The organism is Desulfovibrio sp. ZJ200 (assembly GCF_011039095.1).
GTDB lineage: Bacteria > Desulfobacterota > Desulfovibrionia > Desulfovibrionales > Desulfovibrionaceae > Desulfovibrio.
On the sequence record NZ_JAAKEH010000004.1, the window covers coordinates 76,960 to 92,134 of the forward strand.

General features: G+C 55.1%; 14 protein-coding genes and 2 tRNA genes. 7 read left to right on the top strand and 9 right to left on the bottom strand.

The window, feature by feature from the left end:
* Positions 1 to 304: 304 nt before the first annotated feature.
* The 3 genes from G7Y52_RS02305 to G7Y52_RS02320 all read left to right on the top strand — a co-directional run bounded on the left by G7Y52_RS02305 (position 305) and on the right by G7Y52_RS02320 (position 3,571).
* A protein-coding gene (locus G7Y52_RS02305) for an IS1 family transposase (protein WP_165065429.1) occupies positions 305 to 1,011 on the top strand; the annotation gives its coding sequence in 2 pieces (ribosomal slippage) (positions 305 to 632 and positions 632 to 1,011; 708 coding nt in all).
* A 389-nt stretch (positions 1,012 to 1,400) separates the two neighbouring features.
* Positions 1,401 to 2,456 (top strand): DNA adenine methylase, encoded by a 1,056-nt coding sequence (locus G7Y52_RS02315; RefSeq protein ID WP_165065434.1) that lies wholly within the window; start codon positions 1,401 to 1,403, stop codon positions 2,454 to 2,456.
* Positions 2,457 to 2,470: 14 nt separating this feature from the next.
* A complete protein-coding gene (locus tag G7Y52_RS02320; RefSeq protein ID WP_165065437.1) occupies positions 2,471 to 3,571 on the top strand; it encodes a hypothetical protein in 1,101 nt (366 codons plus the stop codon).
* A gap of 151 nt (positions 3,572 to 3,722) precedes the next feature.
* Here the strand turns inward: G7Y52_RS02320 and G7Y52_RS14840 are convergent, their stop codons facing one another.
* The 3 genes from G7Y52_RS14840 to G7Y52_RS02335 form a co-directional block, all read right to left on the bottom strand.
* Entirely contained in the window at positions 3,723 to 3,965 is a 243-nt protein-coding gene (locus tag G7Y52_RS14840; protein WP_206215171.1) for a hypothetical protein, read from the bottom strand.
* 241 nt (positions 3,966 to 4,206) lie between these two features.
* Positions 4,207 to 4,283 (bottom strand) — tRNA-Asp (locus G7Y52_RS02330).
* A 2-nt stretch (positions 4,284 to 4,285) separates the two neighbouring features.
* A tRNA-Val gene (locus tag G7Y52_RS02335) sits at positions 4,286 to 4,361 on the bottom strand.
* A gap of 200 nt (positions 4,362 to 4,561) precedes the next feature.
* Here G7Y52_RS02335 and G7Y52_RS02340 point away from each other — a divergent pair.
* Complete coding sequence (locus tag G7Y52_RS02340; protein ID WP_165065442.1) at positions 4,562 to 5,539, top strand: polysaccharide deacetylase family protein; 978 nt, start codon at positions 4,562 to 4,564, stop codon at positions 5,537 to 5,539.
* A 144-nt stretch (positions 5,540 to 5,683) separates the two neighbouring features.
* Here G7Y52_RS02340 and nspC read toward each other — a convergent pair whose 3' ends face one another.
* The 6 genes from nspC to G7Y52_RS02370 form a co-directional block, all read right to left on the bottom strand.
* On the bottom strand, positions 5,684 to 6,916 hold the full coding sequence (gene nspC, locus G7Y52_RS02345) for a carboxynorspermidine decarboxylase (protein ID WP_165065445.1): 1,233 nt from the start codon (positions 6,914 to 6,916) through the stop codon (positions 5,684 to 5,686).
* 49 nt (positions 6,917 to 6,965) lie between these two features.
* Entirely contained in the window at positions 6,966 to 8,168 is a 1,203-nt protein-coding gene (locus tag G7Y52_RS02350; protein ID WP_165065448.1) for a saccharopine dehydrogenase family protein, read from the bottom strand.
* A gap of 146 nt (positions 8,169 to 8,314) precedes the next feature.
* Positions 8,315 to 9,649, bottom strand: a complete 1,335-nt coding sequence (locus tag G7Y52_RS02355) for a histone deacetylase (RefSeq protein WP_165065451.1) — start codon at positions 9,647 to 9,649, stop codon at positions 8,315 to 8,317.
* A complete protein-coding gene (locus tag G7Y52_RS02360; protein ID WP_165065454.1) occupies positions 9,642 to 9,983 on the bottom strand; it encodes a hypothetical protein in 342 nt (113 codons plus the stop codon). Before G7Y52_RS02360 ends, G7Y52_RS02355 begins: the two co-directional genes overlap by 8 nt.
* A gap of 20 nt (positions 9,984 to 10,003) precedes the next feature.
* Positions 10,004 to 10,657 carry a dTMP kinase gene (tmk, locus tag G7Y52_RS02365; RefSeq protein ID WP_165065457.1) on the bottom strand — a complete coding sequence of 218 codons (654 nt, stop codon included), beginning with the start codon at positions 10,655 to 10,657 and terminating at the stop codon, positions 10,004 to 10,006.
* Entirely contained in the window at positions 10,633 to 11,664 is a 1,032-nt protein-coding gene (locus tag G7Y52_RS02370) for an HD domain-containing protein (RefSeq protein ID WP_165065459.1), read from the bottom strand. Before G7Y52_RS02370 ends, tmk begins: the two co-directional genes overlap by 25 nt.
* A 139-nt stretch (positions 11,665 to 11,803) precedes the next feature.
* Here G7Y52_RS02370 and surE point away from each other — a divergent pair, with 139 nt between their 5' ends.
* The 3 genes from surE to gap all read left to right on the top strand — a co-directional run bounded on the left by surE (position 11,804) and on the right by gap (position 14,852).
* Entirely contained in the window at positions 11,804 to 12,562 is a 759-nt protein-coding gene (gene surE, locus G7Y52_RS02375) for a 5'/3'-nucleotidase SurE (RefSeq protein ID WP_165065462.1), read from the top strand.
* Between the two features lie 168 nt (positions 12,563 to 12,730).
* A complete protein-coding gene (fba, locus tag G7Y52_RS02380; RefSeq protein WP_165065465.1) occupies positions 12,731 to 13,657 on the top strand; it encodes a class II fructose-1,6-bisphosphate aldolase in 927 nt (308 codons plus the stop codon).
* A gap of 193 nt (positions 13,658 to 13,850) precedes the next feature.
* Complete coding sequence (gene gap / locus G7Y52_RS02385; RefSeq protein ID WP_165065468.1) at positions 13,851 to 14,852, top strand: type I glyceraldehyde-3-phosphate dehydrogenase; 1,002 nt, start codon at positions 13,851 to 13,853, stop codon at positions 14,850 to 14,852.
* Positions 14,853 to 15,175 lie beyond the last annotated feature (323 nt).

Genomic DNA, 15,175 nt, shown 5'->3' on the forward strand with positions numbered 1-15,175 from the left:
GTGCGGCCGTATGCCGTCACAATCGGAATTCAACTATGCCTGCATATATGCAAAAAGTCGGCCAATACTGGATCTTCGCGGTACACGGCTTGCCTGAACAGCTCGCGCCATGCGGCTGCGGCATTTTTGACAGCCATGCGCCCCCCTTGCGGTCAGACGGGAAGCATGAATGCAACATGTTCCGCACCGTCCGGACACTGCAAGGGCGTCTCCTTGAAAACGCCCTTGCGCGCGGCCTAAAAAGGAAAGGAGAGTATTAACAATATGATGTAAATATGTTATATCCCTCCAAAAGGAGGAGCCCATGGAAGCAAAGCCCGACTGCCCCAAGTGCCATGCCAGCACGGTATATCGAAGCGGAAAGATTCTGGGAAAACAACGGTATCGCTGCAAGAATTGTGGATTTCAATTTACTCGCACCACTCCACGTGGCCGCCCGGCAAGTGAAAAAGCCCTTGCCGTCACGCTGTATACCATGGGTCTGTCCCTGTCTGCCATTGCCCGCATTTTTCATGTTTCACCCCCCGCTGTTTTACGTTGGGTACGAAATTTTGCGGAACGTGTTTATGAAAAGCCTGAGCCTGGTGAGGCCATCATTATTGAACTTGATGAAATGTGGCATTTTCTAAAGTCAAAAAAAACAAACTTTGGATCTGGAAAGCCTGTTGTCGTGATACCGGTCAACTCATCGACTGGGAATGTGGAGGGCGTGATCAGGCTACCCTCCACAGATTGATGGAGCGATTGAAAAAGTGGAAAGTCTGGCTTTACTGTACGGACAAGTGGAAGGTTTATCCTCTGGAGATAGCCGAAAACGATCTGCTTCAGGGGAAAAGTGGCACAGTCCGCATAGAAAGGAACAATTGTCGCCAGCGTCACTGCTTTGCCAGATTCCGCCGAAAGTCGGTCGTTGTTTCACGAAGTCTGCGCATGGTTGACTTGACGATGGCTCTTTTTGCCAGGTTTCATCTGAATGGAACTCTGGATGACATTAAAACATTATTTAGTTAATACTCTCAAGGAAAGATGACATTCAGAGCCATCATGCACAGCTTGCCGCTGTTGGCCTTGTCCAACAGCGGGCCGTCAAAGTACACGGCACGCCCACCGCATAGAGGGGACAGCCGGATTTCGTGACTTGCGCCTTGATATTGAAGTAACTGATATTTTTTTGAACCTATATCGATTTAACATTTTGTATTATTTCAACAAATTATGATAAAAAATTGATTTCGTGCGAGCGTTGGAGCATTTCTTGATTTTTTAGCCTAACCGTGCCATTTTCTGAATACGCCAATCTCAATTTCATGTAAGTATTCCCGCACCGACCTAACCATTTATGAACAGCTTTTTTGCTATCGCAAATTATGCATTAAGTTGTGAAACCTAAAAGGTATACTATGTTTAATAACCTAATCATGAATTCAAATTTTTATTATAAATTCCCTAAGCCTCAATATCTAGGCGCAAAATACAATCATTTAGATTGGATTGGAAGATATCTTCCTAATAATATTTACTCTGTTTTAGATGCATTTTCTGGTTCTCAATCAGTATCTTATTTTTTTAAGCAATTAAATCTTGAGGTACATACAAATGATTTTCTAAAATTCAACTATTGTATAGGAAAATCATTAATAGAAAACGGTAATGAAAAGCTTTTACAAGATGACATTAAAATTTTATTTTCCGAAAATAACAACCCAGAATACTATAATCTTATGGGAAATTTATTTAAAGATATTTTTTTCTCAAAAGAAGAGTGTTTATTTTTAGATGCATTTAGAAGCAATATAGAGTTTCTTGACAAAATTAAGCAATCTATAGCATTGACTATTATGAATAGAGCGCTAACTAGAAAGGTTACAATGGGGCATTTTGCCCATACAAAGTCAATAGAATATGCTTTAAACAAAGATAGGGTAAAAAGAAATAGATCTTTAATAAGGCCTATAAAAGATATATTTTGTGATTTAATAACTGGTTATAATAACTGTATATTTGATAATAAGAAAAAAAATAAAAGTTACTGTGAAGATGCAATATCTATTACATCAAAATTAAAAAATAAAGTAGATTTGCTGTATCTAGATCCGCCATATTGTGGAAGTCATGCGGATTATCAATCATTTTATCATCTTTTAGAAACGTTTACTCAATATTGGAAAGATAAACAGTTTGTTAATTCAGTCAATCGCTATTCACCAAAGTATTACAGTGGGTTTGATCAAAGAAAGGATATTATTAAAAATTTTGAAGAATTGTTTTCTCAAGCAAGGAATATACCTTTTTGGCTTATAAGCTATAATGATAGAAGTTATCCTAGTAAAAGTGAACTGTTATCTTTAATAAAATTATATAAAAATGTTGAAATAAAAGAAAAAGAATATAGAAATAGTGTTGGTGGCAAGGGAAGTGTTAAAGGAAGCAGAGAAATTTTATTTTTTTGCTTTTAGAAATAGGAGATAGTATGAAAACTTTTCATGAATGGGCAAAGCTGTTCAATGATCAAAATTTGGAAGATTTTACAATATATATGGATGGCATATATTGGTTAAAAATAAAATCTATTATACGGAGGGATATTGTAAATAATTTTATATCGAAAAATAGTTTAACAATTTCATCATCTTCATTAAATGATATTTTCATTGAGTTATATGATAAATATTCTCATGGTATTATTACAAATGAAATGATTGATAATTTTTTAACTAGTTATAATAGAAAAGAAATTGAAGATATTTCAAATAAATTTGATTTAATATCTACAGAGTTATACAAGCTTCAGCATTTTGAATGGGGTGGAGATATTGCAAATTCTTTAGATAAGCAAATAGTTTCATATATAAAATCAACGTTTAGGTATGATGATATTTTACAAAAAATAGATAATGAAATATATGATAATACAAAAAGATATACACTAACAAGTTGGTATAATAACTGGACTACAATCTTGACTGAGCATTTGTTTAAAAAATCAAATATGGTTATATCAGCAATAGGAAAAGTTAAAAGTGTAGATTTTTTTATTGATAATATACCATTAGATTTAAAAATAACATATTTCCCTAAAAAATTAATCGATGAACAAAGAAAAAATAATGATCTCAAATCTGAGATAACAGAACTTAAACATATCGCGAGACAATACAATATTAATTTTGATAATAATGCGACACAAGAAACGATTAAATATCAAATCATTGAACAAATTAAAGATTCAGGCAACCGAGGAGCAATTAATTCATTAAATACGCTAACCAACGAAAATAATAACATAATTAATAATATTGTTCAAAATAAGATGTATCTTATAAAGTGGTTATACGAAAACCAAGGCGAACTAAGATTTGGTTCTGAGAATAGATTGTTTATGGTTCTTATTGACACACAAAATCAAAACGATTCATGGAAATTAAAAAGGAATTTCGGTTTACTAAAAAATTCTATTGATAGCTATTTATCTACATTTGACAGAGATAATTTACTTAATAACAAAATTAATTTCAATTTTAAAGGTCGTCAATATTCTACAATTGCAGATTGCTTAATAGTAAAAGCTTAAGTACAATATTACCTAGAATAGATTACCTTTGACTTTTTATGAAAGTCAAAGGTGGCACTCAGGCGAAAAACGCGGTTTTCGCCTGAATGTACGCCACGTTGCGGCGGCTGCCGCTTTCGCGTCAGCAGAGCATTTTCAAAGAGAACATGCTCTAATATTTAAGAAAACGCTGATTAAAGCGTTTCCTGTAGTCTTGTTTCGCAAGACCGCCCGCAAGTCGTGAAGATGAAAAATTTACTTTTCCCGTTAAAGGAACGAATTGGCGTGCCTTTCCCAAAGAGGCAAAAAACCTCTCTGGGAAAGGCACTGATTTATTCGCAGAATAAATCAGCGGTTCCTTAAAAAATATCTGATCCATTTTCTTGCTCGGTTGCCGATACACGGTAACGTCCAAAATTTTTCGCACTTTTCAAAATCAGCACGGTAGGTCTAGCGGGCATGGCGTCGCCCTGCCAGAGTGTTTAGCTAATTTCATTAGCAAAACGCTCTGGCAAATCCAAAGGAGTTTTGCTGCTATGGGCAAAGCTCTAAGCTTTTTTGCCCTCCCCGCAACGCGGAGGGAACCATGCAAAAAAGCCGGGAATCTTACCGACTGTAAGATTCCCGGCTTTCCAGGGCAGGCCCTGGCGCAAATTTGGCGGAGCGGAAGGGACTCGAACCCTCGGCCTCCGGCGTGACAGGCCGGCGTTATAACCGTCTTAACTACCGCTCCGTTGGTGGGCAGTACAGGACTTGAACCTGTGGCCCCCGCCGTGTGAAGGCGGTGCTCTACCAGCTGAGCTAACTGCCCTCGGAAGCAACCTTTTATGTAAAACCGCCGCCGGAGTCAAGCGAAATCAGCCCGGTAAAAAAATTTTTACAAATATTATTTTTAACTTAGTAATTTTACTAACGAATTTTTTGCGTTGCGGCATGACTGGCGCACGCCGCCTTGCGAGCCGCCATGGGGAGTGTTACCTGTTCTGCAGAACTTCAATGACGGATTGCATAATGAAATTTTCCCTGAAAACGCTCAACATCGCCGCGCTTTGCGCTTTGCTGGTCCTGGCGGCCGAGATCCTGCCGGCCCGCGTGCTGGACGGCGGCAGCATCATGGATCAGCGCATGAATGAAAATCTCTGCGCCATCACCTTTGACGACGGGCCTTCGCGCAATACGCCGCAACTGTTGGATCTGCTCAACCAGTACGGCATCCCGGCCACCTTCTTTGTGCTGGGCCAGCAGGCCGAACTGCACCCGGATCTTGTGCGGCGGATTGTGGCCGAAGGGCATGAGGTGGGTAATCACTCCTTTTCGCACCCCAATCTTCGCCTGCTCGCGCCGGAGCGCAAAATCGACGAAATCCGCCGCACTGACGCTGTTCTGCGCTCCCTTGGGGCCGCGCCGCTCTTTTTGCGGCCGCCGTATGGCGCATTTGATACCCATACGGTTGAGGCCGCCGAGGCCCTGGGGCTTTCGGTGGTGCTGTGGTCCGTGGACAGCCGCGACTGGCAGCACTTGCCCGCGGATTACGCCAGGTTGCACAACACCCGCGGCTATGCCTACCCCCCCGGCATGTTGCGCGGCATCTTTCTGTTTCACGACACGTACAAGAGCACGGTGGAGGATCTGCCCCGGATCATCAGAGAGCTGCGCACCGGCGGCTGCCAGCGTTTTGTGACGGTGAGCGAATATCTTGAAGGCGTGCCGGACCCTGAACCCGGACTGCTCATGACGCGCCGTTCGCTGCGCGAGACGCCGGGCCAGATGCCCCTTGTTGACCGGCATGAAATGGAGGCCGTGAAGCAAAGCGTGGAGATGCCCCCGCCCCGCAGTTGGCCCGCGGGCTCCGGCCCTGTGCCCCTGGCCAGGAGCAGCAGGCCCTGGCAGCCGGAAAGCCCTGCCCCGCCTCTGCCCGGCCAGGCTCTTGAACAGCACAACACGCTTCTGCCCCGGGCAGGCCATGCCGCGGGCGCGCCGGTTTCCTGATCCGTAAGGCGGCACAGCCCCTGAAGGGCCTGCCGCATTGGCGTCAGCAGGACAAATTCAACGTGAACCTGCTCTGAAAAACAAACGCCAGCTGTTTCTGCCGCACAACGTATCCGGATGGGTCGCGGCTTTTGGGCCTGCGGATCAGGACAGCCTGTTCTTGAAATCCTCATAAGTGAAAGAGCGCAGCAGAGAAAAACGCTTTTTCCCGTCCGGGGCATGCCCGTCCGGCTCGCAAATGCCGATGGACGGCAGGCGCAGGCCGTTGAAGGTCGTGGTTTTGACCATGCTGTAAATGGCCATGTCCCCGAAAACCAGTCTCTGGCCCACCCGCAGGGGCCCCGCGAAACTGTATTCCCCGATCACGTCCCCGGCCAGACAGGATTTGCCCGCCAGGCGGCAGGACCAGGCCTGCTCCCCGGCCGCTCCGGCGCGAGCGGCCCTGCCGCGCAGGGCATAATAAACCTCGGGCCGGTAGGGCATTTCAAGCACATCCGGCATGTGGCAGGCCGCCGAGGCATCCAGAATCGCCACGGGCATATCCGCGCGGATCACGTCCAGCACCGTGGCCGTCAGCCATCCGGCATTGAGGGCCACTGCCTCGCCGGGTTCCAGATAAATTTGCGCCTGATACCGCTCATGCCAGTCCGTCAGGCAACGGCAGAGCAGATCCAGATCATAGCCCGGCCTGGTGATATGGTGGCCGCCGCCGAAATTGATCCAGCGGCACGCGGGCAGCCAGGCCCCGAATTTTTCTTCCACAGCGGCGAGGGTGCGGGCCAGAGCGTCCGCGCCCTGCTCGCACAGCGTATGAAAATGCAGGCCCGAAATGCCTTCCAGCGCCGCGGGTTCAAAGTCCCGTTGCCGGATGCCCAGGCGCGAGCCCGGCGAGCAGGGATCATAGATGGGCGTTGCGCCCTCGGAATGCTCGGGATTGATCCGCAGCCCGCATTCAATGGCCTGGCCCGCGCGGCGCGCGCGGTTGCGGGCTTCGATGACGGGCCGGAATTGCCGCCACTGGGCCGTGGAATTAAAGACGATGTGATCCGCCAGATCGAGCAGCTCGGCCACTTCCTCCGCGCTCCAGGCCGCGGCAAAGGCATGCACCTGACCGCCGAATTGCTCGCGCCCCAGGCGCGCCTCGTCCACGGAACTGGCGCATGTGCCCCAGAGCGGCCCGTGGCCCGTGAAACGCGACAACAGCGGAAAGGTGGCCCAGGCCGCGTAGCCCTTGAGGGCCAGCAGAATCTTCGCGCCCGTGCGGCGCTGCACCTCGTCAAGAATGGCGGCATTGGCCGCAAGCCGCGCCGCGTCCAGCACAAAGCAGGGCGAAGGCACGTTGTTTTGCTCTGAGAAAAGGAAGTCCAGGCAGTCCATTGGTGTTCCTTGAGTGTCCGGCACGGAAAAGCGGCGCAGCCGCCTGGTTCTACTTCACTTCCACGCACTGCCAGGGCAGACCGTACACATTCAGATCCGCCATAAAGGGGTCCGGATCAAATTGCTCCATGTTCCACACGCCGGGCCTGCGCCACAGGCCCTGGGCAATGAGCCTGGAGCCAATCATGGCGGGCACGCCCGTCGTGTAGGAAATGGCCTGGGAGCCCACTTCGGCATAGGCGGCCTGATGATCGCAGACATTGTAGATATAGACGGTTTTTTCCCTGCCGTCCTTCAGCCCGCGCAAAAGATCGCCGATGCAGGTCTTGCCCCTGGTCAGCGGCCCGAGGGAGGCCGGATCAGGCAACAGGGCCGACAAAAACTGAATGGGCACAATATCCCGGCCCTGGAAGCGCACGGGATCGATGCGGGTCATGCCCACATTGCCGAGCACCTTGAGATGATTCAGATACGTATCGGAAAATGTCATCCAGAAACGCGCCCGGCGCAGGCCCTTGAGATTGTTGACCAGGGATTCCAGCTCCTCATGATACATGAGGTAGCACTTCCTGGGGCCGATGCCCTCCGGGAAGGCATAGGTCATGGACCAGGACAGGGGGTCGGTTTCCACCCATTCGCCGTGCTCCCAGTAGCGCCCCGGAGCCGTGACCTCGCGGATGTTGATTTCCGGGTTGAAATTGGTGGCAAAAGGCTTGCCGTGATCCCCGGCATTGCAGTCGATGATGTCCAGCACATGCACTTCGTCAAGCTCATGCTTCAGGGCCCAGGCCGCGAAAACATTGGTCACCCCGGGATCAAAGCCCGATCCGAGCAACGCCGTGAGCCCGGCCTCGCGAAAGCGGTCGGCATAGGCCCACTGCCATTTATACTCGAACCTGGCTGTGTCCAAAGGCTCATAATTGGCCGTATCCACATAGTGCACCCGGCATTCCAGGCAGGCGTCCATAATATGCAGATCCTGGTAGGGCAAGGCCACATTGCAGACCAGATCCGGCTGGACCGCGCGGATCAGCGTGCAGAGCTCGGGCACGTTGTCCGCATCCACCTGGGCCGTGGCAATATCCACGCCCATGCGGGTCTTGACGCTGCGGGCAATATCCGTGCAGCGGGCCAGCGTGCGGCTGGCAAGGGTAATGTGCTCGAAAACGCCGGTCTCTCTGGCGGTCTGGGCGCATTTGTGCGCCACCACGCTGCCCACGCCGCCCGCGCCGATGATCAGGATTCTGGCCATATATGCTCCTTCTTTCTCCGATGATATGGGCAGCAAAGCCCAAAATACGCTTCTTTGGCCCGGAGCGGCCTTAGAGCATTTTCTCTTTGAAAATGCTCTAAGGCTGTCGCCAGGGCGTTAGCTAATTTTATTGGCAAAACGCTCTATCACGACGCGGCGTCGGCCTTGTCGCCGTCCAGCGTCAGCACATGCGCGTAGCGGCCGCTTTTGCGGGCCTGTTCAGCCAGGGCCACGCCCTCGGCCCGGCAGCGCGGGCAGGCGTGGCGGGGAACCAGCACGCAGAGGGAGCGCGCCACGCGCTCGGAGACGGTCTCAATGCGGCCCAGGCCGGAACAATCCGCGCAGAGCCGCCAGGCCTCGTTCTGACTTTCGCGCAGCATGTCCGTATCGTAAAAGATATGTTTGCGCCGCACCCACCAGCCGTCTTCCTCCCGGCCTTCCGCGGGTTGGCGCGGAGGATGCCGGTAGAGCTCCACGGCCTGATCGCAGAGTTCGGCTATGTGCCGGCCCACTTCAGGCCGCTGCCGCGTGGAGGCCGGGGTCCAGCCCGGCTCGCGGATGTCTTCGGCGCTCAGCCCGGCCAGAGCCAGACAGATCCCCAGGTTGACGTAGGGCAGGGCGCCGCGGATGGCGTAGCCGCCTTCCAGCACGGCGATGTCCGGATTCAGCGCCCGGTTCAGCGCCGCGTAGCCCTGGGCGGAAAGGCGCATATTGGCCAGAGGATCCGTAAAATGATTGTCCTGCCCGGCTGAATTGACGATCAGATCCGGCTTGAACTCCGCCAGAATGGGCAGCACGGCGTGCTCCACGGCGTACAGATAGCCCTGGTCGGAAGTTTCCGGCGGCAGGGGAAGGTTGATGGTTCTGCCCAGAGCCGCCGGGCCGCCGCATTCGCGCAGAAAGCCCGTGCCGGGGTAGAGCGTGCGGCCGTCCTGGTGCAGAGAGATGAACAGGGTGTGCGGATCGTTCCAGAACACGTCCTGACTGCCGTCGCCGTGGTGCACGTCCGTATCCACCACGGCAATGCGCAGGGGCCGCCCCTCGGGATGCGGATAGTGATCGCGGATGTACTCCAGCATCACGGCCTCATTATTGATATTGCAGAAGCCGCGGTTGCCGTGGACCACGCGCATGGCATGATGACCGGGCGGCCGCACCAGGGCAAAGGCTTTGTCTTCCCGCTTTTCCAGCACCAGCCGCGCGGCTTTGATCGCCCCGCCGGCCGAGGCCAGATGCGAATCCGTGCTCACCGCGCCCACTGAAGGCAGGCAGAAATGCGCGCGCGCCAGTTGGGCGTGCGTGGCAAAGGCCGGGCGGTACTCGGTGATGCCGGGAATATCAAACAGCCCTTCCTCCTGCAACTGATCGCGGGTGTAGAGCAGGCGCTCCTCGCGTTCCGGGTGCGTGGCGGAAATGGCCCAGTCAAAGGCCGGGAAAAAGACCACCCCCAGCCGGTTGGCGGCACATAGCGGCTCAGGCATCGAAAGTATCCGTATTTTCAAAAACATCAGCCCCATAGCGGGCATAAGAAACCAGGCGGCCGAAATACCCCAGGCCCAGGCCGAAAGAGAGGTTGGTTTCCGCCACAGCCACAAAGAGCACGGTCGTTTTGTCATATACCGTGAAAAAGCCGCCGGCTCTGCCGCTTTTGCGGAAAACCGCGCAGTGCATGAGATCGGGATCTCCCAGACGGCTGAAAAACTCATAGCCTTCCAGATCTTCCCCGCGCGTCAGGAGGTTCTCCAGCTTTTGATCCTCGCGCGGCACAAAATGCAGATCCGCGCCTTCCGCAACAATTGTATAGAACTCGTTCATGTTGTGCTCCCGCCGATCATTCAGTCCAGTCCCCTGCCCCGCTGCCGCAACGCGGCTTCCACTGCCGAAAGACATTGCAGCATCACGTCTTCCGGCGGCTGGGCCGCGTCAATGATGACGAAACGTTCCGGCTCCTCCAGGGCCAGCGCGCGGTATCCCCGGCGCACGCGCTCGTGAAATTCCAGGCTTTCGGCGTCAAAGCGACCCTCCGAAAGCACGGTGCCTTCCTCGCGGTTGCGCAGGCCCGCCCGCTCCAGGCCGCAGTGCACGGGCAGATCCAGCAAGAAGGTCACATCCGGGAGCAGGCCGCCGGTGGCCATGTCATTGATGCGGCGCAGATGTTCCGGGTCCAGGCCCCGGCCATAGCCCTGGTAGGCCAGTGTGGAATCCGTATAGCGATCGCAGAGCACGATGTGCCCGGCCTCCAGGGCCGGGCGGATGACCTCAGCCACATGCTGCGCCCGGTCGGCCAGAAAAAGATACAGCTCGGCGCGGCTGGAAAGGCCGCGCGTGCGGGCGTCCAGCAGAATGGGGCGCAGGCTGCGGCCCAGGGCGCAGCCGCCGGGTTCGCGGGTGAGCAGAGGATCATGCCCCCGTCCTTGCAAATGCTCGCCCAGGAGGCGCTGGGCCGTGGACTTGCCGGAGCCTTCTATACCTTCAAAAGAGATAAACATTCTTCCCTCACCGCTTTTTTTCGGCTTGCGGGGGCGGTCGTTTCCGGCGTGCGCGCGGCCCGGTGCAGGGGCCTGCCCAGCGTCGCCTGCCAGGGCGTCCAGTCCTGGCCCGCATCGCCCAATTGCTCGAACAGGCTCCGGCACTGGGCCATTTTGGCGTCCAGATTGTCGGCATAGTGCAGGGCCAGAGCCTCGGGCGTGTGCGGAACCCGCACCGCGCCGAACTGCAATTCGCCGTGATGGCTGAGAATAAGATGCTTCAAATGCCGTTGCAAAGGTTCTTCCAGGCCGGATTTGGCCAGATGCGGGGCGAGCATTTCAATGGCCAGCTCCAGATGCCCCAGCAGACGGCCCTCATCCGTGTAGTCATTGGCAATGCCCCCTGAAAACTCGCGGATTTTGCCGAAATCGTGAAAGAGCGCCCCTGCCAGCAGGGTCTGGCGATCCAGCTCGGGATAGTGATCCGCGATGCGGCGGCAGAGCTTGAACACGCTCAGCGTATGTTCCAGCAGGCCGCCCACATAGGCATGATGCACGCCTTTGGCCGCAGGGCAGACCCGGAAGGCCGCGCGCAGCTCCTGATTGTTGAAAACCGAAAGCGCCAGCTTGCGCCAGGGCGCATAGCGGAATTCCTCCTTGATCAGCGCAAGCAGTTCCTCCAGCATTGCATCAAGGGGGTAGGGGCTGGAGGGCATCAGCTCGGCCTGATCCGCGGCCGCGCTTTCCTCGGGCGTCAGCAGGCGCAGTTGTTCCAGAGTGAGCTGGATCTGATCCCGGTACAAAGCGGCGCGCCCCTCGGCCCAGACCAGAGAGCCCGCGGGAATTTCGCTGAATTCGGCGCTGAGCGGGTGCCAGATCTTGGCCTCCAGGCTGCCGCTGGCGTCGGCCAGGGTCAGCCGCCAGTACGGGCCGTTGCGCGACTGGCCCTGGCCCGCCTGGCTGACCACAAACAGGCCCCGCACTTCGGTGCCCGGACTGATATCTTTGACGTAGCAGCCTTTTTCCATATAGTGTATCCGCTTCACGGCCAAGGCACGGGCGAAGCCCGTGGACGCCGGATAGAAATGTAGTCGGTGCGCCGCGCGGCTGATGCGCGGCGCGGGCCTCACGTCATTACAGATTCCCTTCTTTCCGAGGTATTGTCAAATGGACGTCCTTCTGACCAATGACGACGGCATCCGGGCCCTGGGCCTGCGGGCCCTGTACGCGGCCCTGCTGGAAGCCGGGCACACGGTGCATGTGGTGGCCCCCATGCGCCAGCAATCCGGCGTGGGGCATTCGCTCACAGTCTTTGAGCCGGTTCGGGGCACGGAAATCGTGGAGCCGGGCTTTACAGGCCTGGGCATTTACGGCACTCCCACGGACTGCGTCAAGCTGGCCCTGGCCTGCCTGCTTCCCCAACGGCCGGACATGGTCATTTCCGGGATCAATGCCGGGCCCAACGTGGGGCCGGACATTCTTTATTCCGGCACCGTAGGCGCGGCTACCGAGGCTGCGCACGAAGAACTGCCGAGCCTTGCGGTTTCCCATGACGATCACAAGGGCACAACGGATCTGCTCCCCCAGGCCCGGCATGCCGTGGCTCTGGCCGAGCGCATAGACTGGAGCAGGCTGGCGCGGCGCAGGGTGCTTAATCTCAACTACCCGGCAGGCCCGCTGGAACAGGCCAAAGGCCTCAGATTCTGCCCGCAGACCAGCGCAGTCTGGAAAAATGTCTATTGTGAGCGCCATGACCCGCGCGGCGCCGCCTATTGGTGGCTGGAAGGCGAAATACCGGCCCACACCATCGATCCCGGATCAGATAAGGACCTGCTCAACCGGGGCTATATCACTCTGACGCCGCTCTGCTTTGAGTTTACCGACCACAAAGGCCTCGCCGCGCTGGATGGCATGGGGCTGGAATGAGGGCCGCCTTTCCCGCCGCTCTGCGCCGCGCGCGCATGCTGACGCCGCCCGCCGGAAAGCATTTCCCTTCGCGTTTTTTTTCGGTATGGTGAGCCAGAGACTTTTAGAGACTTTTACGGGCCGCAGGCATTGAAAAGCCCGGCTCTCACCAATACGCAGGAGGAAACCATGCCTCTCATGGGTCCCAAAGAAATGTTCGCCGCCGCGTATGCCGGGCGTTACGCCGTGGGCGCGTTCAACGTCAACAATATGGAAATCGTCCAGGGCATCATGCGCGCCGCCTCGGATGAGAAATCGCCGGTCATTCTTCAGGTTTCGGCCGGAGCGCGCAAATATGCCGGTCAGACCTACATCATGAAGCTGGTGGAAGCCGCGCTGATCGAAGATCCGTCCGTGCCCGTGGTGGTGCATCTGGATCACGGCCCGAGCTTTGAGATGTGCCGCGACTGCATAGACGGCGGCTTCACCTCGGTGATGATCGACGGCTCCCACCTGCCTTATGAGGAAAATATCGCGCTGACCAGGCAGGTTGTGGACTACGCCCATCCCAGAAATGTCTGGGTGGAGGCCGAGCTGGGCAAGCTGGCCGGCGTGGAAGGGCATGTCAGCTCCGCGGAGCATGTCTATACCGATCCTGATCAGGCTGTGGATTTTGTGCGCCGCACGCAGTGCGACTCCCTGGCCGTGGCCATCGGCACCAGCCACGGAGCCTATAAATTCAAGGGAGAGGCCAGACTCGACTTTGCCCGGCTGGAGGCGATCAGCGCCAGGCTGCCCGGTTACCCCCTGGTGCTGCACGGCGCTTCCAGCGTGCCGCAGGAGTTCGTGGAGCTCTGCAACAACTACGGCGGCCAGGTGGGCGGCGCCAGAGGCGTGCCCGAGGACATGCTGCGCAAAGCCGCGGGCATGGGGGTCTGCAAAATCAATGTGGACACGGACATCCGGCTGGCCCTCACTGCCTCCATCCGCCAGTACCTTGCCGAGCACCCGGAGCAGTTCGATCCCAGATCCTATCTGACTCCGGCCCGTGAAGCGGTCAGAAACATGGTGGCGCATAAAATCCGCGACGTAATGGGCTCGTCCGGCAAAGCCTGAGTGGAATCGTCCATAGGAACACTGCCGTGAGCATTCCGACGTGCGCGCAACAGGCCGGAATCCTTGCGGCCTCGTGCTCGCTGCTTCCTGCAGGCCGGTCGGAGACACGGCTCGGGGATTTCTGCCGGTTCCGAATATCCGCCGATGCCTTTCTTCTCCGGACTGCTCATCCCCTTTACCAAGGAGCGCAAAGATGCCCGTACAACTGGGAATGAACGGCTTCGGCCGCATTGGCCGCTACCTGCTGCGCCTGCTGGCCGACGACCGGGATCTTCGGGTCGCGGCCATCAACGCCCGCGCGGATAACGCGGCCCTGGCCTATCTTTTCAAATACGATTCAACATACGGCATATTTCCCGGCGAGGTAAGCCATGACGCGGACGGCATCATCGTCAACGGCCGTCACATCGCGGTTACCCGCCACAAGGCCGGAGAATGGGAATGGCAACGCCTCGGCGTGAGCCTGGCCGTGGAAACCACAGGGACCATCAAGGACCGGGCCGGGCTTGCCCAACATCTGGCCTGCGGGGCTGAAAAAGTGGTGATTTCCGCTCCGGCCAAGGACGCGGACGCCATGATCGTCATGGGCGTGAACCAGGATGTCTATGATCCGGCAAAAGACGCGGTTATTTCCGCGGCCTCCTGCACCACCAACTGTCTGGCTCCCGCGGCCAAGGTGCTGCACGAAAACTTCCGCATCCGTCACGGCCTGATGACCACCATCCATTCCTATACCATGAGCCAGCGCATTCTGGACGGTTCGCACAAGGACTGGCGGCGCGGTCGGGCCGCCGCGGTTTCCATGGTTCCCTCCAGCACGGGCGCGGCCAAGGCCGTGGGCGTGGTCATACCCGAGCTTGCAGGCAAAATGAACGGCATGTCCGTGCGCGTGCCGACCTTTGACTGCTCTCTCGTGGATCTGACCTGCGAGGTGGAACAGCCCTGTGACGCAGCCGCGGTCAACGCGGCCCTTCAGGCGGCAAGCCAGGGCCCCCTGAAGGAGAATATGGGCTTTTCCGAAGAGCCGCTGGTTTCCATCGACTACAGGGGCAGTACCTGCGGCGGGGTCGTGGATGCCCTGTCCACGCAGGTGATGGATAAAACCATGGTCAAACTGCTGCTCTGGTATGACAATGAAGCGGGCTTCACCAATCAGCTCCTGCGGCTGTTGCGCATGGTGGGCAGGGACTGCTAAAGCCCCTTCCGCCGCAGCAGGGCAATGCGCCCGCTTTCTGACCTTTGCCTGCCTGACGATCCCAACGCTTTCGAGCCCGCGTGCCATGACGCGGGCTCGTTTGTTTCCCCCGCTCCGGCGGCCTGTGTGGCGGCAAAATTTGCCGCATGCCGCGCACGCGGCCTGATTTTTCCCCTTATTTTTACAAAAGATACATAAATAAAAATAGTTATAACCCGGAAAAATTTTCCGCACAGCCCTAAGAGTTCGCCCCTGTCAACCGATACTGCATAGCAGAGGCGGCAGGACGCAAGGACGCGTCGGCATCGGGCGCCGCCCGCGAC

Coding starts and splice junctions, on each gene's coding strand:
- gap (WP_165065468.1), top strand. CDS start 13,851: ATGCCCGTACAACTGGGAATGAACGGCTTCGGCCGCATTGGCCGCTAC.
- fba (WP_165065465.1), top strand. CDS start 12,731: ATGCCTCTCATGGGTCCCAAAGAAATGTTCGCCGCCGCGTATGCCGGG.
- G7Y52_RS02360 (WP_165065454.1), bottom strand. CDS start 9,983: ATGAACGAGTTCTATACAATTGTTGCGGAAGGCGCGGATCTGCATTTT.
- G7Y52_RS02315 (WP_165065434.1), top strand. CDS start 1,401: ATGTTTAATAACCTAATCATGAATTCAAATTTTTATTATAAATTCCCT.
- surE (WP_165065462.1), top strand. CDS start 11,804: ATGGACGTCCTTCTGACCAATGACGACGGCATCCGGGCCCTGGGCCTG.
- G7Y52_RS02355 (WP_165065451.1), bottom strand. CDS start 9,649: ATGCCTGAGCCGCTATGTGCCGCCAACCGGCTGGGGGTGGTCTTTTTC.
- G7Y52_RS02340 (WP_165065442.1), top strand. CDS start 4,562: ATGAAATTTTCCCTGAAAACGCTCAACATCGCCGCGCTTTGCGCTTTG.
- G7Y52_RS02350 (WP_165065448.1), bottom strand. CDS start 8,168: ATGGCCAGAATCCTGATCATCGGCGCGGGCGGCGTGGGCAGCGTGGTG.
- nspC (WP_165065445.1), bottom strand. CDS start 6,916: ATGGACTGCCTGGACTTCCTTTTCTCAGAGCAAAACAACGTGCCTTCG.
- G7Y52_RS02370 (WP_165065459.1), bottom strand. CDS start 11,664: ATGGAAAAAGGCTGCTACGTCAAAGATATCAGTCCGGGCACCGAAGTG.
- G7Y52_RS02320 (WP_165065437.1), top strand. CDS start 2,471: ATGAAAACTTTTCATGAATGGGCAAAGCTGTTCAATGATCAAAATTTG.
- tmk (WP_165065457.1), bottom strand. CDS start 10,657: ATGTTTATCTCTTTTGAAGGTATAGAAGGCTCCGGCAAGTCCACGGCC.